Source organism: Oscillibacter sp. PEA192, assembly GCF_003574015.1.
Classification (GTDB): domain Bacteria; phylum Bacillota; class Clostridia; order Oscillospirales; family Oscillospiraceae; genus Oscillibacter; species Oscillibacter welbionis.
In genome coordinates this window covers 1,061,067-1,080,355 of record NZ_AP018532.1, presented here as the reverse complement: position 1 = coordinate 1,080,355, position 19,289 = coordinate 1,061,067, and the positions used below count along the sequence as shown (strand labels likewise).

Annotated in this window: 19 protein-coding genes and 1 other annotated feature; of the genes, 10 read left to right on the top strand and 9 right to left on the bottom strand. The window is 61.9% G+C overall.

Annotation, left to right across the window (positions count from 1 at the left end):
• Window positions 1-51: 51 nt before the first annotated feature.
• Together DN611_RS05205 and DN611_RS05200 are read right to left on the bottom strand one after the other, a co-directional pair.
• Window positions 52-699 (bottom strand): CatB-related O-acetyltransferase, encoded by a 648-nt coding sequence (locus DN611_RS05205; protein WP_021747621.1) that lies wholly within the window; start codon window positions 697-699, stop codon window positions 52-54.
• Window positions 700-784: 85 nt separating this feature from the next.
• Window positions 785-1,435: a CatA-like O-acetyltransferase gene (locus tag DN611_RS05200; protein WP_119310801.1), complete on the bottom strand. Its 651-nt coding sequence runs from the start codon at window positions 1,433-1,435 to the stop codon at window positions 785-787.
• 157 nt (window positions 1,436-1,592) lie between these two features.
• On the opposite strand from DN611_RS05200, the gene DN611_RS05195 reads away from it, so the two are divergent.
• The 3 genes from DN611_RS05195 to DN611_RS05185 are packed head-to-tail and all read left to right on the top strand — an operon-like array spanning window position 1,593 to window position 4,080.
• Window positions 1,593-1,847: an AbrB/MazE/SpoVT family DNA-binding domain-containing protein gene (locus DN611_RS05195; protein WP_249390717.1), complete on the top strand. Its 255-nt coding sequence runs from the start codon at window positions 1,593-1,595 to the stop codon at window positions 1,845-1,847.
• Complete coding sequence (locus DN611_RS05190; protein WP_025544177.1) at window positions 1,825-3,117, top strand: methionine gamma-lyase family protein; 1,293 nt, start codon at window positions 1,825-1,827, stop codon at window positions 3,115-3,117. Before DN611_RS05195 ends, DN611_RS05190 begins: the two co-directional genes overlap by 23 nt.
• Window positions 3,118-3,153: 36 nt before the next feature.
• Window positions 3,154-4,080 (top strand): EamA family transporter, encoded by a 927-nt coding sequence (locus DN611_RS05185; RefSeq protein ID WP_119310800.1) that lies wholly within the window; start codon window positions 3,154-3,156, stop codon window positions 4,078-4,080.
• 49 nt (window positions 4,081-4,129) lie between these two features.
• On the opposite strand, the gene DN611_RS05180 is transcribed toward DN611_RS05185, so the two are convergent.
• Window positions 4,130-4,981, bottom strand: coding sequence for a DUF368 domain-containing protein (locus DN611_RS05180; protein ID WP_036629893.1), 852 nt, complete (start codon window positions 4,979-4,981; stop codon window positions 4,130-4,132).
• Window positions 4,982-5,219: 238 nt separating this feature from the next.
• Window positions 5,220-5,463 (top strand) — a binding site (T-box leader).
• 63 nt (window positions 5,464-5,526) lie between these two features.
• Between DN611_RS05180 and DN611_RS05175 the strand changes: the two genes are divergently transcribed.
• From DN611_RS05175 to DN611_RS05160, 4 genes are all read left to right on the top strand, one after another.
• Window positions 5,527-6,531: a methionine ABC transporter ATP-binding protein gene (locus DN611_RS05175; protein ID WP_036629898.1), complete on the top strand. Its 1,005-nt coding sequence runs from the start codon at window positions 5,527-5,529 to the stop codon at window positions 6,529-6,531.
• Window positions 6,524-7,267 carry a methionine ABC transporter permease gene (locus tag DN611_RS05170; RefSeq protein WP_021748569.1) on the top strand — a complete coding sequence of 248 codons (744 nt, stop codon included), beginning with the start codon at window positions 6,524-6,526 and terminating at the stop codon, window positions 7,265-7,267. Before DN611_RS05175 ends, DN611_RS05170 begins: the two co-directional genes overlap by 8 nt.
• Window positions 7,268-7,354: 87 nt before the next feature.
• Window positions 7,355-8,155 carry a MetQ/NlpA family ABC transporter substrate-binding protein gene (locus DN611_RS05165; protein ID WP_119310799.1) on the top strand — a complete coding sequence of 267 codons (801 nt, stop codon included), beginning with the start codon at window positions 7,355-7,357 and terminating at the stop codon, window positions 8,153-8,155.
• 188 nt (window positions 8,156-8,343) lie between these two features.
• Window positions 8,344-9,774, top strand: coding sequence for an MATE family efflux transporter (locus tag DN611_RS05160; protein WP_119310798.1), 1,431 nt, complete (start codon window positions 8,344-8,346; stop codon window positions 9,772-9,774).
• Between the two features lie 44 nt (window positions 9,775-9,818).
• Here the strand turns inward: DN611_RS05160 and DN611_RS05155 are convergent, their stop codons facing one another.
• The 3 genes from DN611_RS05155 to DN611_RS05145 are packed head-to-tail and all read right to left on the bottom strand — an operon-like array spanning window position 9,819 to window position 13,302.
• On the bottom strand, window positions 9,819-10,121 hold the full coding sequence (locus tag DN611_RS05155; protein WP_025544175.1) for a hypothetical protein: 303 nt from the start codon (window positions 10,119-10,121) through the stop codon (window positions 9,819-9,821).
• An 18-nt stretch (window positions 10,122-10,139) separates the two neighbouring features.
• The gene (locus tag DN611_RS05150; protein WP_119310797.1) at window positions 10,140-11,507 is read right to left on the bottom strand and encodes a penicillin-binding transpeptidase domain-containing protein; all 1,368 of its coding nucleotides are present in this window, start codon (window positions 11,505-11,507) and stop codon (window positions 10,140-10,142) included.
• Window positions 11,494-13,302, bottom strand: coding sequence for an FtsW/RodA/SpoVE family cell cycle protein (locus DN611_RS05145; protein ID WP_119310796.1), 1,809 nt, complete (start codon window positions 13,300-13,302; stop codon window positions 11,494-11,496). Before DN611_RS05145 ends, DN611_RS05150 begins: the two co-directional genes overlap by 14 nt.
• Before the next feature lie 302 nt (window positions 13,303-13,604).
• Here DN611_RS05145 and DN611_RS05140 point away from each other — a divergent pair, with 302 nt between their 5' ends.
• Window positions 13,605-14,492 carry a 4Fe-4S cluster-binding domain-containing protein gene (locus tag DN611_RS05140; protein WP_025544173.1) on the top strand — a complete coding sequence of 296 codons (888 nt, stop codon included), beginning with the start codon at window positions 13,605-13,607 and terminating at the stop codon, window positions 14,490-14,492.
• A gap of 58 nt (window positions 14,493-14,550) precedes the next feature.
• Window positions 14,551-15,468 carry a ketopantoate reductase family protein gene (locus DN611_RS05135; protein ID WP_119310795.1) on the top strand — a complete coding sequence of 306 codons (918 nt, stop codon included), beginning with the start codon at window positions 14,551-14,553 and terminating at the stop codon, window positions 15,466-15,468.
• 116 nt (window positions 15,469-15,584) lie between these two features.
• Here the strand turns inward: DN611_RS05135 and DN611_RS05130 are convergent, their stop codons facing one another.
• Window positions 15,585-16,940 carry an MATE family efflux transporter gene (locus DN611_RS05130; RefSeq protein ID WP_119311890.1) on the bottom strand — a complete coding sequence of 452 codons (1,356 nt, stop codon included), beginning with the start codon at window positions 16,938-16,940 and terminating at the stop codon, window positions 15,585-15,587.
• Window positions 16,941-17,234: 294 nt separating this feature from the next.
• Between DN611_RS05130 and DN611_RS05125 the strand changes: the two genes are divergently transcribed.
• A complete protein-coding gene (locus DN611_RS05125) occupies window positions 17,235-17,429 on the top strand; it encodes a hypothetical protein (protein WP_021748579.1) in 195 nt (64 codons plus the stop codon).
• A gap of 22 nt (window positions 17,430-17,451) precedes the next feature.
• Here the strand turns inward: DN611_RS05125 and DN611_RS05120 are convergent, their stop codons facing one another.
• Window positions 17,452-18,141, bottom strand: coding sequence for a hypothetical protein (locus DN611_RS05120; protein ID WP_119310794.1), 690 nt, complete (start codon window positions 18,139-18,141; stop codon window positions 17,452-17,454).
• A gap of 46 nt (window positions 18,142-18,187) precedes the next feature.
• On the bottom strand, window positions 18,188-19,231 hold the full coding sequence (locus DN611_RS05115; RefSeq protein WP_119310793.1) for an alcohol dehydrogenase: 1,044 nt from the start codon (window positions 19,229-19,231) through the stop codon (window positions 18,188-18,190).
• Window positions 19,232-19,289 lie beyond the last annotated feature (58 nt).

Genomic DNA, 19,289 nt, shown 5'->3' with positions numbered 1-19,289 from the left:
TAAATATCCAACCGGGCGGCACAGTTGTGTGCCGCCCGGTTTTTGTGTGGATTAGAATTTCTCCGCGGCCCGCTCCAGTGCCGTGAGGTCACCCCGGCGGAGCAGGGGCAGCAGCAGCTGGAGCTTCTCCCGTGGCCAGTCCCACCACCGGAGCCGCTCCAGACGGTGGATGGTCTCCGGTGTGAACCGCTTCCGGATGGGCTTCGCCGGTACGCCGCCTACGATGGTGTAGGGCTCCACGTCCCCAGCCACCACCGCCCGGGCGGCCACGATGGCGCCGTCACCGATCCGCACGCCGGAGAGGATGACGGCCTCATAGCCGATCCAGACATCGCTGCCGATGACAATGTCCCCCCGGTTGTCCCAGGCCTCCGTGATCTCCGAGACGGACGTGTCCCACGCCTCGTAGAAGATGGGAAAGGGATAGGTGGACAGGGACTTCAGCGTGTGGTTGGCGCTGGTGAACAGGAATTTCGCGCCGCAGGCGATGGAGCAGAATTTTCCGATCACCAGCCGGTCGCCGTTGATGGGGTAGTGATAGAGCACATTGTTGCGCGCGAATTCCGTGGGGTCCCGGAGGAAATCGTTGTAGATCGTGTAATCCCCCACAGAAATATTGGGGTCTGACACCACTGCATTCAGATAGACGGTCTCCCGGTCGCCTGTGCGGGGATAGATGGTATTCGCCGGAATCTGCATGAGGAAATTCTCCTTTCAAATTTGATTCATGCGATCCCGGCCACCACAATGCAGCGCCTCACCTGCCGCTCTCTCCTTTCCTGATTCAGTACTCTGTTTTCTCCCCGCCGCAGAGGGCGGCCAGCTCCCGATCCAGATTCTCATAGAACCGGGCGATGTGGATGCCGTCCACCAAAGCATGGTTGGCCAGCAGCGTCATAGGCAACAGAGTCCGGCCCCCCTGTCGGTGCCAGCGGCCCCAGGTGATGCGGGGATTGCTGTCCGCCGGCGTTGGGGTTGGCTGGGTCAGGGCCGTGTAGGACAGCCACGGGACACAGGAGACAAAGAACAGGCTCTCCCCGTCCTCTCCGTCCTCCAGGGTGGGCGCCGCCTTCACCCGCTCCTGCTCCGCCGCCGCGTAGGGCAGGAACTCCCGGAAGGGCCGGTCCACCTCCAGGCTGCAGTAGCAGTAAGTCCCGTCCGGCAGAGCCACCGTATGGGAGGAGGGGCAGCGGTCGTACTCCACCACCTGATCGCCCCGGATGCGCCGCCGCAGCTCCGGCACGCCGTTGGCCGCTCGGACCGCAGCGTACAGCACCGCCAGAAAGAAGCTCGTTCCACTCTCCCGGCACCAGACTGCCAGCTCCGTCACATCCACCTGCACCGTCACCCCCACATAGGGGTTGGACAGGGTCTGAAAATACGCAAATTGGTCCCGCCGGGACTCCCGGGACATGTCCACCGTCCGCCAATTCATAGGTGCTCCTCCTCATTTTGATCTTTGGAGGTATGATAACACACTCCAAAGCATTTTGCACCATTTTCCGTTTTGAAAAATTTCCTCTTGCCAAGTTCTTCCGGTTGTGCTATGATTCACACTTGTGTGAAAAGTATGATTTCAAGGAGGTAGCTCCATGCCTGGAGGCAAACACATGCTGGGCATGTCCAAAAACCGGGTCTTTGGCACTGCCAAAGTGGGCGACCGGGGACAGATCGTCATCCCGCAGGAGGCCCGCCGGTTCTTTGGCATCTCTCCCGGAGACACCCTGCTGATTTTGGGCAATGAGGTCAGCGGCCTGGTGGTGACAAAGCCCCAGGTCCTCAGCGACCTGGCAGATGAAATTTTGGGAACAACGGAGGAAGACCATGGAAATTGTGACCATGTATGAACAGCTCGGCGTCAGCCGGGCGGTCTATGAATACGGCGAGGCGGTGCTCCGGGACTTGCGGCCCCGGTTCGACGTCATTGATCAGACGGCAGAGTACAACCAAGGCAAGGTCCTGGCCGCCATGCAGAAAAACCGGGTAAACGCCACCCACTTTGCCGCCACCACCGGCTACGGCTACAACGATGACGGCCGGGACAACCTGGAGCGAGTGTACGCCGATGTGTTCCACACGGAGGCGGCTCTGGTCCGTCCCCAGATCACCTGCGGCACCCATGCCCTGGCAGTGGCCCTCTCCGCCAACCTGCTGCCGGGGGACGAGTTGCTGTCCCCGGTGGGAGCCCCCTATGACACCCTGGAGGAGGTCATCGGCATCCGGGAGAGCAAATGCTCCCTGAAGGAGTATGGCGTCACCTATGCCCAGGCGGACCTGAAGCCCGACGGAACCTTCGACTACGACGCCATCCGGGAGAAGATCAACGGCCGCACCAAGCTCATCACCATCCAGCGGTCTAAGGGGTACGCCACCCGCCCCTCCTTCTCGGTCCGGCAGATCGGGGAACTGATCGCCTTCTGCAAGGGGATCAAGCCGGACGTGAAAATCATGGTGGACAACTGCTACGGCGAGTTCGTGGAGACCATCGAGCCCTCGGATCTGGGGGCCGACATGGTGGTGGGCAGCCTCATCAAGAACCCCGGCGGAGGACTTGCCCCCATCGGCGGCTACATCTGCGGCACCAAGGAGTGTGTGGACCGGTGTGCCTACCGGCTCTCCGCCCCGGGACTGGGCCAAGAGGTGGGTGCCAACCTGGGTCTGATGCCCGCCCTCTACCAGGGGCTGTTCCTGTCCCCCACGGTGGTGTCCGGCGCTTTGAAGGGCGCTGTCTTTGCCGCCAACATCTATGAGAAGCTGGGCTTCGCCTGCGTCCCCAACGCCACGGAGAGCCGCCATGACATCATCCAGGCGGTGACCCTGGGCAGTGCCGAGGCCATGGTGGCCTTCTGCAAGGGGATCCAGGCCGCCGCCCCGGTAGACAGCTACGTGACCCCGGAGCCCTGGGCCATGCCGGGCTATGACTCCGACGTCATCATGGCCGCCGGCGCTTTTGTCCAGGGCAGTTCCATCGAGCTCTCCGCCGACGGGCCCATCCGCCCCCCTTACGCCGTCTACTTCCAGGGCGGCCTCACTTGGTACCACGCCAAGTTGGGAATCCTCATGTCCCTCCAGAAGCTGGTGGAGGCGGGTCTGGTAACTCTGCCGGAAAGTAAATAACGCTTTGAATACAGTGATTTAGGAGAAAAACGTAATATGTGGTTTTGGCTCTCTCTGATCGCGCTGCTCTGCTGGAGCGGCTCCGACCTCTTTTCCAAAATCGGCTGCCGCGATGCCCGGGACAAGTACAGCCACCTGAAAATGGTGATGGCCGTGGGCGTTGTCATGGGCCTTCACGCGGCCTACGAGGTCTTTGTGGGCGGTACGGTCATCAATCTGGACATCATCCTGACATACCTGCCCGTCTCGATCCTGTACATTCTCTCTATGGCCATGGGCTATGTGGGCCTGCGGTACATTGAGCTGTCCATCTCCTCCCCTATCTGCAACTCCTCCGGCGCCCTGGTAGCTGTGCTGGCTATCCTCTTTGACGGCATCGCCGGATACTCCCCCCTGGCCCTGTTCGCCGTGGCGCTGGTGTGTGTGGGCGCCGTGGGCCTGGGTGTGGTGGAGGCCCGGGAGGATGACGAACTGCGCATCGAGCGGCAGAAGGCAAGCAACTACAAGTACACCAAGAGCTTCATGGCCCTGGCCATGCCTGCGGCTTACTGCGTGCTGGACGCTGCCGGCACCTTTGCCGACAGCCGGGTGCTGGAGATCATCAGCCGCACCGTGGAGGACTACGAGGCCAGCGCCAACGTGGCCTATGAGCTGACGTTCCTGCTGGCCGCCGTGGTGTGCTTCGTCTATGTGGTGCTCATCAAGCGGGACCGGCTGGTGCCGAAGATGGAGGCCCCCAAGTATCTGGGCGCCGTCTGCGAGACCGCCGGACAGTTCGCCTACATCTACGCCATCGCGGACACGGAGCATCTGGCCATGTCCGCGCCCATCATCGCCTCCTACTGCGCGGCCTCCGTGCTGTGGAGCCGGATCTTCCTGAAGGAGAAGCTCTCCTGGAAGCACTACGCCATGATCGCGCTGATCGTGGCGGGCATTGCCATCATGGGCGTGTTCGATCTGTAATGAAAAAGTCCCCCCTGTGCCGGAACACAGAGGGGACTTTTTTCATGTTTCAGGCCCTGCCGTTCTCCTGGATCCGCCGGTCCAGCCGGGCCATGAAGTAGGCCAGCAAAAAGCCGCCGATGCAGCAGACCGCCGACAGCACAATCTCCCACGCGCCCACATAACTGGTGGGGATGATAACCAATGTGGAGGCCAGCACGATGCCGAAGATCCCGTGGAAAGCGATGGAGTAGTGCTTCCGGAAGAACCAGCTCACCAGCCTTGCCAGCAGCAGGATTGTCAGCACCATCCCCGGCAGGCAGGCGGAGAGCACCAGGAAGTCCAGCCGGGCCAGCCCTTCCAGCATGGGCTGGTACAGCCCCAGGGCCATCATTACCGAGGAGGAGGTCAGCCCTGGAATCACCAGACTCATGCCCCAAAGGGCGCCGCAGAAGTTGTACCACCAGAAATTGGGTTCCACGGTGACGCAAATCACTTTTCCTACGTAAAACAGGCTGAAGAAGATGGCGCCGGCGCACACCGCCATGCTGACCCAAGAGCCGATGCTGCGTCCCTCCTTCCCCGCCTCCCGGAAGAGAGATGGGACCGTGCCCACGATCAGGCCGATGAACAGCCAGGTAGTGACGGTGCTGGACACGTCGATGGCCGCGGCGATGCCCTTGGCAAAGCCCAGAAAGCCGATGGCGCACCCCAGCCCGATGGGCAGAAACCACCGCCAGTATTTGGGGATGGCCTCCCGGGGATGGGTCAGCACCTCCATAAAGGGACGGTAGATGTCGAACACCACCGCCAGCACCCCGCCGGAAACCCCCGGCAGGATGGCGCCGGCCCCGATCAGGACGCCGCACAGCAGGTCCCGCAGCCAGCGTATGCCAAAATTCCGATCCCGCTTCCGCCTCAACGCCGTTCCTCCATCCTCCTGGGTCTTGTGGATTTTATGATAGCAGTTTTGCCCAGCAGTTGCAATCCGATACTGCCTCTTCTCTTGAAAAAATTCCCGGTTTCGACAGCGCCCGACGCCGCTTTGTGGAAACTCACAGAACCACATGTCTTTTGCCTGGATTTCTATGCAGGTTTCCCTGTTGACTTTTCCGGTGTTATCAGATAAACTATGAGACAGTTATTGAATAACCTGATAGCAAAAGACGATGAAGAGAAGAGTACCCAGGCAGATACAGCGCAGAGAGCCTCGTGTGGTGAGAAGAGGTCTGGAAGGGCTTGGAGAACATGGTCTCGGAGTTGCGTGGCCGACCGCCGTCCCGGCATAGGTCACGACGTGGGCGCACGTCACAGCGCAGGAGTGTGTTTGCACTCCCCAAGGCCGCTTTCGTGAGGAAGCGTGCGAATCAAGGTGGTACCACGGCGAATTCCGTCGTCCTTGAGACTTTTGTCTCAAGGACTTTTTTATTGCCAGAATTCACCGGAAAGGAGCGTTATCCCGTGTCTATCATTCAAATTCAGCACCTGTACAAGACCTTTGGAACGGGTGAAAACGCCGTCCATGCCCTGGAGGACATCAGCCTGGACATCCAGAAGGGGGAGATCTTCGGAATTATCGGTCTCTCCGGCGCCGGCAAGAGCACCCTGGTGCGGTGCATGAACCTGCTGGAGCGTCCCACCTCCGGCACCGTGATCGTGGACGGGAAGGATATGACGGCCCTTAGCGAAAAAGAGCTGCGGCTGGCCCGTCGGAACGTCACTATGATCTTCCAAAGCTTCAACCTGCTAATGCAGCGGACGGTGCTGAAAAACGTCTGCTTCCCCATGGAGCTCAGCGGTACCCCCGCTGCCCAGGCCAGAAAGCGGGCCCTGGAGCTGCTGGACCTGGTGGGCCTGCGGGAGAAAGCGGATGCCTATCCCTCCCAGCTCTCCGGCGGACAGAAGCAGCGGGTGGCCATCGCCAGGGCCCTGGCCACGGACCCCAAGGTCCTGCTGTGTGACGAAGCCACCTCCGCCTTGGATCCCACCACCACCGCCTCCATCCTGGCCTTGCTGAAGGACCTGAACGAGAAGCTTGGGGTCACCGTGGTGGTCATCACCCACCAGATGAGCGTCATCGAGGAGATCTGCTCCCGGGTGGCGATCCTGGACGGCGGCGTGGTGGCTGAACAGGGCAAGGTGGAGGACATCTTCTCCAATCCCCATACGGATGCGGCCCGGCGGCTGGTGTACCCCGGTGGCGTCAGCCTGGAACAGTATCCGGCAGGTACTCACGCCGTCCGCGTGGCCTTCAACGGCGGTACGGCGTATCAGCCCCTGATCGCGTCTCTCGCCATCGACCTGGGGGTGAAGGTCAATATTCTGGGTGCCGACACCCGCAACATCGAGGGCAGAGCCTTCGGCACCATGCTGCTTGGGCTGCCGGACGACCCCAATGAGGCCGCCAAAGCCCTCAGCTATATCCGGGCGCAGCCCAATGTCTCTGCGGAGGAGGTGGAATACCATGTTTGAGTCTATTGCAGCCTTCTGGGCCGAATACGGTAATGTGTTGACAGATGGTGTCTGGGATACCCTGGTAATGGTGGTGATCTCCACCGCATTCGCCTATCTGATCGGCCTCCCTCTGGGGGTGGCCCTGATCCTGACCCAGCCCCACGGCATCCGGCCCCACCGGGGCGTCTACCGGGTGCTGGACTGGATCGTCAACATCGGCCGGTCCGTCCCCTTCATCATTCTGATGGTGGCCATTATGCCCTTCACCCGGATGGTGGTGGGCACCACCATCGGCGTCAAAGGCGCCATCGTACCTCTGGTGGTGTCCGCCGCCCCCTTCATCGCCCGGATGGTGGAGACCTCCCTGAACGAGGTAGACGCCGGTGTGGTCGAGGCCGCCCAGTCCATGGGCGCCTCCACCCTCCAGATCGTCTGGAAGGTGTACCTGCCGGAGGCGAAGCCCTCTTTGATCCTGGGGGGCGCCATCTCCCTGGTGACGATTCTGGCCTATACCGCCATCGCTGGCACCGTGGGCGCCGGCGGCCTGGGCGACATCGCCGTCCGGTACGGCCATCAGCGGGGCATCACCTCCGTTATGTGGGTGACGGTGGTGTTCCTGATTATCCTGGTGCAGGTGGTCCAGCTGATTTTCAACTGGCTGTCCCGGCGCATCGATAAGCGGCTGGACCAGCCGTCCGGCGCCAAAAAATCCGGCCCCCTCGATCTCCTGGCCCGCTTTGCCCATACCAAGTGACCCCCGGCGTTTTCATCGTTTGTCTCTTGAAAATCCGGCAAGCGTTTGAAATACATCATAAACGATATTTTATTGGAGGAACGAAACATGAAAAAGAAGCTGCTGGCCCTGCTGCTGGGCCTGACCCTGTGCCTGTCCCTGGCCGCCTGCGGCAGCGATGCCGCTGAGACCGTCACCCTGACGGTGGCCGCCTCTCCCACCCCCCACGCCGAGATTCTGAACCAGTGCGTGCCCATCCTGGCGGAGCAGGGCATCGAGCTGGTGGTCAACGAGTACAGCGACTACGTGGTGCCCAACACCGCCGTGGAGGACGGCGACGAGGACGCCAACTACTTCCAGCACCTGCCCTATCTGGAGGAGTTCAACGAGACCCGCGGCACCCATCTGGTGAGCGTGGCCGGCGTCCACATCGAGCCCATGGGCATCTATGCGGGCCGGGTCTCCTCCCTGGAGGATCTGCCCGACGGCGCCGTCATTGCCGTTCCCAACGATGCCACCAATGAGGGCCGCGCCCTCCTGCTGCTGGAGGCCCAGGGCCTGATTACCCTGGACGACAGCTCCAACCTGACCGCCACTCCCAACAACATTGTGGACAATCCCAAGAATCTGGAGTTCCAGGAGCTGGAGGCCGCCACCATCCCCAGCGTGCTTGCGGACGTGGATCTGGCCGTCATCAACTCCAACTACGCCCTGGGCGCCGGCCTGAACCCCACCACAGACGCTCTGGCCATCGAGTCCAGCGACTCCCCCTATGTCAACGTACTGGTGGTGAAGGAGGGCAATGAGAACAACGAGGCTATTCAGGCCCTGGTGGATGCTCTCCACTCCGACACCATCCGGGACTACATCACCGAGACCTTCGACGGCGCCGTAGTACCTGCCTTCTAAGATCATTTCCTTTCAATTCAGCTGTGCCGGAGAGGCTTTGTCTCTCCGGCACAGCTTTTTGAGAATTTCCAATGTTAAAATCGTGTAAAATTTTTCGTGGAAACCAGTAGCATTTCCAGACGCTCCGTGCTAGAATATGGCTTGCGTCATACAGCGCAAATTCTGGGACATATACGAGGTTTTCTGACATGGCAGGCAAGCAGCAGACTCATTATGAGATCGATATGTGCAACGGCCCTATTCTCTCCAAGATGCTGCGGTTCTCCATCCCGCTAATGTGCTCCAGCGTACTGCAGCTACTGTTCAACGCGGCGGATATCGTGGTGGTGGGCCGCTGGGCCGGGGATAACTCCCTGGCGGCAGTGGGGTCCAACACCGCGCTGATCGGCCTGCTGACCAACCTGTTTGTGGGCCTGGCCGTGGGTGCCAATACCCTGGCGGCCAAATACTACGGCGCCCGAGATAGAGACGCGCTCCACCGGGTAGTCCACACCTCCATCCTGCTGAGCATCATCAGCGGCCTGGTGTTGACAGTGGTGGGCGTCTTCGGTGCCCGGACCATCCTGATCTGGATGCAGACCCCGGAGAACGTGTTGGATCTGGCCACGCTGTATCTGCGGATCTACTTCCTGGGCATGACGGCCACCATGGTCTACAACTTCGGCGCCGCCCTGCTGCGGGCGGAGGGCGATACCCAGCGGCCGCTGTACTTCCTCTCCCTGGCGGGAGTCGTCAACATCGTGCTGAATCTCTTCTTCGTCATCGTCTGCAAGCTGGACGTGGCAGGTGTGGCCATCGCCACCGTGATCTCCCAGTGCATCTCCGCCTCCCTGGTGCTCCGCTGCATGGTGAAGGATACCGGCCCGCTGCACCTGGATCTCAAGAAAATGCGGCTCCACCCCCAGGCCATGCGGCAGATCCTCCGCATCGGCCTGCCCGCCGGATTCCAGGGGATTCTCTTCTCCCTGTCCAACGTGGTGATCCAGTCCTCCGTCAATACCTTCGGTGAGGTCATCATGGCCGGCAACTCCGCTGCGGCCAACATTGAGCAGTTCGTATACGTGTCTATGAACGCCATGTATCAGGCCACCATTTCCTTCACCAGCCAGAACTACGGCGCCGGTAACTACCACCGCATCCGCAAGATCATGATCCGCGCCCAGGGCTGCGTGCTGGTGGTGGGGCTGGTGCTGGGCAACGCCGCCACGCTGGCAGGTCGGGTACTGCTGTCCATCTACACCACCAGTCCCCCGGTCATTGAGGCCGGATTGGTGCGGATGGGCATCGTCTGCACCACCTATGCCCTCTGCGGCATGATGGACGTGATGGTGGGCGGCCTGCGCGGCATCGGCTACTCCATCATGCCCATGCTGGTGTCCCTGGTGGGCGCCTGCGGCCTGCGGCTGCTGTGGATCGCCACCATTTTTCAGCTGCCCCAGTTCCACACCATCCAGACGATCTACTGGTCCTATCCCATCAGCTGGGCTATTACCTTCGGCGTCCACGTGATCTGTTTCCTGTGGGCCATGAAAAAGGTCAAGCGCCAGCTGCTGCCGGAGGGCGCGCCCGCGCCGGTGGAAGTGCCCCCCACTTTGGAAGAGGAGACCGTTTCGGAATAAGAAAAAAGCGGCGGGAATCCGATGGATTCCCGCCGCTTTTCCTTTTACAGCCCTAGCCGCTGCTTGACGGCCAGCACCGCGCAGGCCACCAGGAAGATGGTCAGCGCCAGCTGTCCCCACAGCAGATTGTAGGAGATATTCTCCTTGTCCTTGCGCCGCCCCTCCAGCACGGAGAGGGAGTTGAAAATTCCCACCACGCCGAAGGCAACGGCCACCAAGTCCGCCGGCAGCTCCAGCCCCATCGCCAGCAGGGCCAGGTACAGCACGAATCCCAACCCCGTGGCGATAGCTCCGTTGTTCATCTGTTTCTTGGTCTGAAACAGCAGACCCTTTCTCTTGTCGTTCATCTTGCTCCCGCTTTCGTATCAATATCCGTTGACGATGACATCCAGAACCTTGGCGGCCACGCCGCCCGCCACAGAGGACCCGCCGCCGCCGTTCTCCACCAGCACCACAAAGGCGTAAGGCGTCTCCTCCCCCCGGAGGAAGCCGGCGAACCAGGCGTGGGGCGTCTGGCCCTCCCCCACCTCAGCGGTGCCGGACTTGGCGCAGATGTCCATATTGGGAAAGCGGCTGGCGCCGTAAGTCTGGGTCACGTTGTTGGCCATCAGGTCCGCCAGCGCAGCCGCCGTATCGGCAGAAATCAGCGTGCCGGTCCTGGTGGTGAAGTGTGGCAGGGACGGCAGACCCAGGGCGCTCTCGGTCCGGAGGATCAGATACGGCTCCGCCGCCTTGCCGCCGTTTGCGATGGCGCCCATGTAGATCATCAGCGCCGCCGGGTTCACCTGGTCGTGGTACTGCCCCACGCCGGCCCAGCCCAGCTGACCGTCGGTGATGTTGTCAAAGTCAAAGGAGCCCTTTGCCGTAGGCAGGCCGCTGATGGAATAGCTGCCGGTCAGGCCCGCCTGCTCCGTGTACTTCTCCAGAGTGCCCGGCCCCAGCTCCTGGGCGATCTGGGCGAAGGCCACGTTGCAGCTGTTGGCGAAGGCGGAGGCGATGTCCTGCTCCCCGTGGGTGCCGGAGCAGATGATGGTCTCGTCCCCCATCTGGACGCTGCCGGAGCAGGTCCAGGTCCGATCCGCCAGGTCTGGGATATCCTCCAGAGCCGCCGCCAGGGTCACGGTCTTGTACACGGATCCCGGCGTGAAAGTAGAGGACAGAAAACGGTTCAGATAGGCGCCCTTGTACCGGTCGTTGGTGGTGATGTCCTCCGGCACGTTCAGGGGGTCGTAGCTGGGGGCTGAGACCATACACAGAATCTCTCCGGTTTCGTAGTTGTAGACCGCCACGGTGCCCGACTTGCCGCCAAGCGCCTCATAGGCGGTATAGTTATACCGGGCGTCAATGGTCAGATACAGGTCGTTCCCCCGCTGGGCGCCGAAGGCGCCGTTCAGCAGGCTGTACCCGGTCAGCTTGTCGGCAAAGGCGTTCAGGGCCCCGGTGCCGATATTGCCCTGCAGGTCCCCCACCGCATGGAGAGTGGCCTTGCGGACGGTGGCATTGTCGTAATAGGTGCGCTGTCCGTCCACCACCTCGGAGAGCACGTCCCCGTCCCGGTCCAGCACCGTGCCGCTGGCAAGCTGGCCGCTGCTGTTGTACAGGTGGCGGTTGAAGGCGGAGGACGCCCAGCTGCCGCCGTCCAGGAAGTATTTCACCAGGAAGAATCCCAGGCCCGCCGCCAGCAGCAGCGCCAGCGCCAGACAGATAAAGGCTCGCCGCTCAATTTTCTTCATGGCGTTCCTCCTTTTCCGTGCCGAAGGGGTCCCCTATCGGCTCCGCCCGCCGGCGGGCCGCCTGGGTCAGGCGCCGCTGGTGCTTGCGGGCGATGGCAAAGCTGGCGTTCTCCCGGGTATCTGTGGCCTTCAGATAGGCTAGGAGCCCCCACGCGGACATCATAGCGGAGCCGCCGTTGGAGACAAAGGGGAACGTGACGCCGGTGAGGGGCAGCAGGTCCACGGAACCGAACACGTTCAGGCAGGTCTGAAACACCAGCAGGGACGATGCCGCGCAGGCTGCGATGGTGTAAAAGCTGGACCTCCCCACCCGGCAGGCCCGTGCGGCGAAAAACGCCAACGTGATGATGGCGCCCACTGCCAGCACGGCGATCAGCAGCCCCCACTCCTCGCACAGCATACCGAACACCAGGTCTGTGTCCGCCGCCGCCACGTTATGGAGCCAGCCGTTGCCGGCCCCCATACCCAAAAGGCCCCCGGAGGCGGCGGCGGACATGGTGCGGGTCTGCTGGTAGCCGGTGGTGGAGGCGGCCTCCCAAGCGTGGCCCCAGGAGGCGAAGCGGCTGAGGATATAGGGCTTGAACTTCAAAATGATGCCCGCTCCGAACACAGCGCCGCCGCAGATCAAAGACAGTGTGGCGAAATCCCCGGACCGCATATAGGCGATCACCAGGAAGGTGACGAAGAAAATGGCCGCGGTGCCGAAGTCGCTCATCAGGCCCAGCAGGCCGATACACACGCCTGTCAACACGATGAAGAGGGTCAGGTTCCGCTTATGGAACAGCCGCTCCAGTGTGGCGGCGCCGGCGAAGATATAGCAGATCTTGGCGATCTCCGACGGCTGGAAGGACATGCCGCCGATGGAGATCCAGTTGACGGCGCCGTATTTGGAGTTGCCGATCACCAGGGTGATGCCCAGCAGGCCGATGGCGGCGGCCGCCATGAGCCAGCGGTTCTTCTGCACCCGGCTGAGGTCCCGCAGGAACAGTCCCAGCACCAAAAACAGCGCCAGCCCCAGCAAAATAGCCAGGAACTGCTTGAACAGACTGCTCTGGGCACTGGAGGCAGTGATGGACAGTGACAGCGTGGAGAGGAAGAAGGCGATGGTCTCCATCTCAAAGCCCACGCAGCGAGTGGCCCGCAGGGCCGCGTAATAGAGCCACATCAGCACCGTCAGCCCCAGGAAGGCCAGGGGGATGGCGATGGTGGCCTCAGTCCCGGCGGCCACGAGCAGCTGCAGACAGGCCAGCACCTGAAACACCGTCAGCCACAGGAAAGACGGCCAGATGGCGGCGGGGCGCTCCGCCCGGCGCTTCGCCTCCTGCTCCTCCCGCTCCGCCACGGTCTGAGGCAGGAAGATCAACGGCACGCCCCCTAAAGTGATGGTATCCCCCAGCTTCACGGGAACGGAGGACGCCACCTTCTCCCCATTCACCGCCGTGCCGCCCTTGGACCCCAGGTCGTACAGCGTCCAGTTCTCATCTTCGCCCCGGCAGAGGGCGGCATGCTGCCGGGAGATGCTGGGATAGTTCAGATAGATGTCCGCCGTCTTGCTCCGGCCCAGGATGTTCTCCCAGTGGGTCAGGGGCAGGGACGTGCCGTTTGGCAGGCTCAGCTGGCCCCAGTTCTCCGGCGTGTGGGGAATCCGCAGCAGAGAGCGGACCGCCCGGTACAGGATCAGCACGGCCAGAGCCGGAAACAGAAAGCGCACAAAGGCCATATACCACTCCCCCGCCAGCGGATGTGCCGCCAGCAGGGCCGTCAGGTTGTCCAGCAGCCCCTGCAGAATCTCCATGGGTCCGCCTCCTCTCTTGAAACACAATTGCATAGTTTGTTATTATAGCATTTTCTCCGGGAAATGTACAGCCCTGCCTTCACCGGCATCTTTCCACTGGGGCGGCGCTGCAGGCGGGATTTGTGCAGGTTTTCCAGAAGTGTCAGCGTTTTTTCGGAGTTTCTCACGGGGAATTTCCCTTTTACTCTTGACCTCTGTTGAAAAATCCTTTAAAATATAACATTGTCTGCAAGACCTTCAACGCGGTTTTTGGAGACCATTTTTTCACGGATTTTCCATTTTACTCTGAAAGGCCGATCGATATGAAACATCCCTATAAGACGCGGGAGGGCGGCGCCACGGTGACGATCTTTGTCCCTTACGACTGCAAGAACCACTGCCCCTTCTGCATCAATAAAGGCGAGTATGCGGATATGACAGGTTTTTCCCTGGAGAAGATCTGCCGGAGCATCGAGCGGATGGACGCCATCACGCCCGACTGCGACTTCGTCTTCACCGGGGGTGAGCCCTTCGCCAACCTGGAGTCCCTCCAGGTGATGCTGGACAAAATCCCCACTACCCACAAGGTATATATCAACACCACCCTTCCCGTCTCCGAGCACCAGTCCGAGGCGGACATTCTGGCATTTGCGGAGCGGAACAGACACAAGATCACCTGCATCAACGTCTCCCGCCACATGCAGCACTATGTGGTGGAATCCAACGACGGCCTGCTTTCCAAGCTGCCGGTGCCCTTCCGGGTGAACTGCGTGCTGTACAAGAACTATCCCGCCGAGCAGCTGGTGCCCTATATGGAGCGGTTCCGCAAGCTCCCGGGCGCCTCCATTCAGTTCCGGTTCGACTACACCGCCACCACACCGGAGAACCTCTATGAGGAGGAGGGGGACAAAATCCTCCAGGATCTGAAGAAGGTGGCCCGGTACACGGGACTGGACGGCTGCCGGATGCGCTGCGGCTTCCATTTCGACTACAAGGGAATGGAGCTGACATACCACAAGACGCTGCCTTACTCCACCATCGTGGAGACGGACCCGGTGAGCGGCGTCACCTACGACATCCTCTACGACATCCTCATCAAGCAGAACGGCGACATCCACTCCGACTGGGACGGCACGCCCCTGGATGTGGACGCCTATGAAAAGGTCGTGTTTGAGCCCTACGATCTGCGGTGGCTGGCTCGGATCGCGTAAGCAACAGGGGCGGCGGAGCATTCCGCCGCCCTGTTTTGATGAACAGGAGGAATGATTGATGAAACCCATTCAAACAGCCGGCGTCATCGGCCTGGGTTCCCTTGGCGTCCTGTACGCCACGCTCTTCACACGGGCGCTCGGCAAGGAGCAGGTCCCCGTTCTGGCAGACGGCGCACGGATCGCCCGCTACCGGAAGCAGGGCTTTTGGTACAACGACGCACCCTGCGACTTCAATTACACCGATGCCGCCGCTCGCACAGAGCCGGTGGACCTACTGCTGTTCGCCGTCAAGTTCGGCGGTCTGCAGAACGCCATCGAGACCTGCCGCCACCTGGTGGGACCGGACACGCTCCTGATCTCGGTCCTCAATGGCATCTCCAGCGAGGAGATCCTGGGAGATGCCTTTGGTCCGGAGCATGTGGTCTGGTGCGTGGCGGAGCGGATGGCCGCCAAGAAGGAGGGCAACCGCGTCGTCTGCGACCCCATTGGGGAACTGGCAGTAGGCGTCCCCGCCGGGGAGGACACCAGCCGCCTCCAGCGGCTCACCGCGTTTTTTGACAGCATCGGCTTCCCCTATGTCGTACCGGCGGACATCCGCACCCACATGTGGAGCAAGCTGCTGTGCAACACCGGCTGCAACCAGGCCGCCCTGGTGTTCCAGTGCGATTACGGCCCGCTGCAGGTGCCCGGAAAGCCCCGGGACACCATGATCGGCGCCATGCGGGAGGTGGCCGCCGTGGCCAATGCAGAGGGTGTCCCGCTCTCTGAGAAGGACGTGGCCGCATGGGTGGACATCATTGACCACCTGCCCTCCAACGGTGAGACCTCTATGCGGCAGGACGGCAAAAACCACCGAAAGAGCGAAGTGGAGCTGTTTGCAGGCATCATTCGCCGGCTGGCCGCCAAACACGGCATTTCCGTCCCTGTCAACGACTGGCTGTACCAGCAGATCCAGGAGATGGAGCGGAACTACTGAGCCTGTCCAGCAAAGGGACAAGTGCAGGTCTTCTGTCCTGCACTCCAATGATTCCGTCCCGCTGCCTGCGGACAGGCACGCTGGAAAGCCCCGGCACGAAGGTGCCGGGGCATCTTTTATTTCCGTATCAGCCCCAGCCGGTTCAGCCGGTGGGAGCGCCGCAGGTACCAGATTCCGCACAGGAAAATCTGCACCACCGTGGAGGCAGGGGTGGCCAGCCCCAGATGGAACAGAGAGCTGTCCGCCGCCCGGCTCACCAGCAGCGCCACCGGCAGCCGGACCCCCAGGGCCCCGACCATTCCTTGCGCCATGACGAACAGCGTCTGCCCGCAGCCGTTGAAAAAGCCCACAAAGCAGAACAGGAAGCTGGTAAGCAGGCAGTCAATGGCGTAGGCCTTGAGATACTCCCAGGCGGCGGCGATCACCGCCGGGTCGTCCGCGAAAATACCCGCCAGCACATCTCCGTGAAAGAATGCCGCCCAGCCCATGAGGAGGCCCGCCATCAGGGAGGACAGCACGCCGTACAGCAGCGCCCGCCGGGCCCTGGTCTCCAGCCCGGCGCCGATGTTCTGCGCCACGAAGGCGGACATGGACTGCATATAGGCAGAGGGCACCAGCATGACGAAGGCGCACAGCTTCTCCGCCACGCCCACCCCGGCGGAGGGAATGGTGCCCATAGAATTGGCGATGGCGATGATCACCAGGAAGGTGATATTCACCAGCAGGTCCTGAAGCGCCACCGGGCTGCCCAATTTCAGAATCCGTCCAATGATGGCACCGTCGAACCGGATGTCCTGCCGCCGGAGTATGAAGGCCAAGTGCTTTCCACGGATCAGCAGCAGGGACAGCGCCACGCTCATTGCCTGGGCAAAGACTGTGGCGATGGCTGCGCCAGCCACATTCAGGCCGAAGCCCCCCACCAACAGCAGGTCGCCGCCGATATTCAGAATACAGGCAATCAGCACAGTGATCAGCGATACCCGGGAGTCTCCGATCCCCCGGAAGATACTGCCCAAAAGGTTGTAGGCCACAATGAACACCGCGCCGCCGGAGCAGATCCGCACATATTCCACCGTGCCGTCAAAGGCATCCGCCGGGGCGTGCATGAGCATTGCCAGCTGAGGTGCCGCCAGCTCCAGCGCCACTGTGGCAGCCACTGCCACCACCAGAAACAGGCAGATGCCGCTGCCCACAGCCGCCCCCGCCTCCTCCGGCCTGTCCTCACCGATCTTCTGTCCCAGCAGGACCGTGATGCCCATAGCCAGACCTGTGATGACGATGGTCACGGTCTGCATGATCTGGCTGCCGGTGGAGACGGCCGAGATGTCCGCCGCAGTGCCGAATTTGCCCACCACCTGCAGGTCCACTGCGCCGTACATGGCCTGCAGCAGCAAAGCCAGCAGCACCGGCAGGGCGAATTTCAGCAGGGTCGACAGGATCGGCCCCCGTGTAAAGGTCTGTTCTGTTTCCATGATGTCCCTCCTCAACTCCGGAAAGGCGCGAAAAAAAAGCCGGACAAGAAACCGGGCGCCCCCCAGCATCTTATCCGGCTTTGTGACTGCGGCCACAAGCCCTCCGATGAACAGCCAATACTTTACCATGCCACCGCGGGGGTTGTCAAGCCCCGTTTTTCCGCCTGCGCAGAGGTTTTACCCCCGCTTTACCATTTCAAGGTGGCAGGCCGTTGGGAAAAAGACTACACTGACAGCAGAGTCCTGCCCCGGCCGTGTCCGGGCGGAGAATATCCGAGATCGGAGGAATGTCCCATGCTGCCCTGCCAAACCGGCTGTCCGTCCTACCGGGAGGGCTGCCACAAGACCTGCCCTCAGTGGCGGCTGTTTCAGGAGAAGCAGCGCGCCCAGCGCCAGGCCAAGAAACAGTATCTCCAATTTTACAACGCTCTCTGTGCCCAAGTGGTCCGCCAGTGCAGGGCCATCGAGTACCGCCGCATAGCCTGGTGAGGGCCAGCCCGCGCCCGGTGTCTCAGTCCTTTCCGTGCATCCTGCCGGGGACGGCGACTGGGCAAGGCTCACTGCGCCTCTTCACGGCCTCATAATAATCCACACAGTCCTCCGCGTCCCTGTACTCGATCATGTTGCACTCCAGCGCCGGAAGCGGCGGGATCAGCAGCGACAGCCAGGCTGTACGCCGCCCGCTCTGATCCGTACAGAGAATCAGCTGTTCGCGCATCTCCGTGTGAAAATACCTGACAAGAACTCTGCCCGGCTCCGCTTTCTGCTTCCCTGCCTTTTCCGCGGCGTCCCGCCGGATGGCCTCCAGCAGCTTCAGGGTCTCCCCGACCTCCTCGGAGATGGAGTCCGCCCCTCTGCCCTCGATCTCAGCCGCATCTTTCATATAGGCGGTTCCGGGCTGCGCCAGCAGGTATTCCACTGTCCCGCCCCTGGCCACGCAGTCGGTCAGGATGCGTCTGTATGCATGGGTGAACCCATAGCCGGACAATGCCAGAAGCTGGATCGCCCGTGCCTCTGCCAGCTGCTTTTTCAGTGCTCGGCTGTGCTCTCCCGGGGCATAGACCCGCTTGATCCCGTTATTCCGGTGGTCGATCCGGATCTGCAGCCGTGTCACAAGCGCGGACAGGAAGGCCACGGTGATCACGCTGGAGATCACCGCCGACAGGATCGTTCCCGCCAGCCACTGCATCCCATCATCCATCTGCCTCTCTCCTCTCTGTCTCTTCGGAGCTGTTGTCCTGCTGTCCTCACGCCATGCTGCAGTCCACCGCCACCTTGATGACACCGTCCCGCCGGTGCTCGAACAGGTCATAGGCCGCCGCGATATCCCGCAGAGGGACAGTGTGGGTAATGAGGGGCGTGGTGTCCAGCTTTCCCGCCGCGATCAGGTCCAGAATCTCCTGGCTGTCACAGCCGTCCACGCCGCCGGTTTTGAAGGTGAGATTCTTCCCGTACATCTCCGGCAGGGGCAGGAGCTGGGGCCTATCGTAAAGCGCCACCACCGTCACCACCGCATTGGGGCGGGCGCACTGCCAGGCCAGGCGGAAGGTCTCCTCCGCCCCGGCTACCTCCAGCACCCGGTCCGCGCCGCCGTGGTCGCTGTGGGCCTGTGTGAAGGCCAGCACCTCCTCCGGCCCCACCGTCAGCACCTGGGGATAGTGCTCCCGGACAAACCGGAGACGCGCCGGGTCCTTTTCGCAGACGATGACCTGCTTAGGTGCTTTCAGCAGCACGCACAACAGAGTGCAGATGCCTGTGGGGCCCGCTCCTAGGATCAGCACCGTGTCCTCCCGCCCGATCTCCGCGATGCGGGCCGCCCAGAAGCCGGTGGCCAGGATGTCGCCGGCAAACAGTGCCTGCCGGTCCGTAACGCTCTCCGGGATTTTCGTCAGACCCTGGTCCGCGTAGGGCACCCGGACGTATTCCGCCTGTCCCCCGTCGATCCGGCAGCCCAGGGCCCAGCCGCCGCTGGGATCCGTACAGTTGTTGACATACCCGTGGCGGCAGAAGAAGCACTCGCCGCAGAACGTCTCCACATTCACGCTCACCCGGTCGCCGGGGCGGACCGTCCGGACGCCGGGACCCACCGATTCCACCACACCTACCATCTCATGGCCCACGGTGATACCGGGCACCGCCCGGGGCACGGAGCCGTGCTTGATGTGCAGGTCGCTGGTGCAGATGCTGGACAGCGTCACCCGGACCAGCGCGTCTCCAGGTTCCCGCAGCACAGGCTTCGGCTTGTCCGTCAGCCGGAAGGTTCCTTTTTCCAAATAGGTATAAGCCAGCATACCATCTCTCCTCTCTGACTCCTATGATACGGCGGAAGCACGCCCCTGTCAAAGGCTT

Coding starts and splice junctions, on each gene's coding strand:
- DN611_RS05190 (WP_025544177.1), top strand. CDS start 1,825: ATGGAAATTGTGACCATGTATGAACAGCTCGGCGTCAGCCGGGCGGTC.
- DN611_RS05205 (WP_021747621.1), bottom strand. CDS start 699: ATGCAGATTCCGGCGAATACCATCTATCCCCGCACAGGCGACCGGGAG.
- DN611_RS05160 (WP_119310798.1), top strand. CDS start 8,344: ATGGCAGGCAAGCAGCAGACTCATTATGAGATCGATATGTGCAACGGC.
- DN611_RS05130 (WP_119311890.1), bottom strand. CDS start 16,940: ATGGAAACAGAACAGACCTTTACACGGGGGCCGATCCTGTCGACCCTG.
- DN611_RS05120 (WP_119310794.1), bottom strand. CDS start 18,141: ATGGATGATGGGATGCAGTGGCTGGCGGGAACGATCCTGTCGGCGGTG.
- DN611_RS05145 (WP_119310796.1), bottom strand. CDS start 13,302: ATGGAGATTCTGCAGGGGCTGCTGGACAACCTGACGGCCCTGCTGGCG.
- DN611_RS05140 (WP_025544173.1), top strand. CDS start 13,605: ATGAAACATCCCTATAAGACGCGGGAGGGCGGCGCCACGGTGACGATC.
- DN611_RS05125 (WP_021748579.1), top strand. CDS start 17,235: ATGCTGCCCTGCCAAACCGGCTGTCCGTCCTACCGGGAGGGCTGCCAC.
- DN611_RS05200 (WP_119310801.1), bottom strand. CDS start 1,435: ATGAATTGGCGGACGGTGGACATGTCCCGGGAGTCCCGGCGGGACCAA.
- DN611_RS05135 (WP_119310795.1), top strand. CDS start 14,551: ATGAAACCCATTCAAACAGCCGGCGTCATCGGCCTGGGTTCCCTTGGC.
- DN611_RS05155 (WP_025544175.1), bottom strand. CDS start 10,121: ATGAACGACAAGAGAAAGGGTCTGCTGTTTCAGACCAAGAAACAGATG.
- DN611_RS05165 (WP_119310799.1), top strand. CDS start 7,355: ATGAAAAAGAAGCTGCTGGCCCTGCTGCTGGGCCTGACCCTGTGCCTG.
- DN611_RS05115 (WP_119310793.1), bottom strand. CDS start 19,231: ATGCTGGCTTATACCTATTTGGAAAAAGGAACCTTCCGGCTGACGGAC.
- DN611_RS05195 (WP_249390717.1), top strand. CDS start 1,593: ATGCCTGGAGGCAAACACATGCTGGGCATGTCCAAAAACCGGGTCTTT.
- DN611_RS05170 (WP_021748569.1), top strand. CDS start 6,524: ATGTTTGAGTCTATTGCAGCCTTCTGGGCCGAATACGGTAATGTGTTG.
- DN611_RS05150 (WP_119310797.1), bottom strand. CDS start 11,507: ATGAAGAAAATTGAGCGGCGAGCCTTTATCTGTCTGGCGCTGGCGCTG.
- DN611_RS05185 (WP_119310800.1), top strand. CDS start 3,154: ATGTGGTTTTGGCTCTCTCTGATCGCGCTGCTCTGCTGGAGCGGCTCC.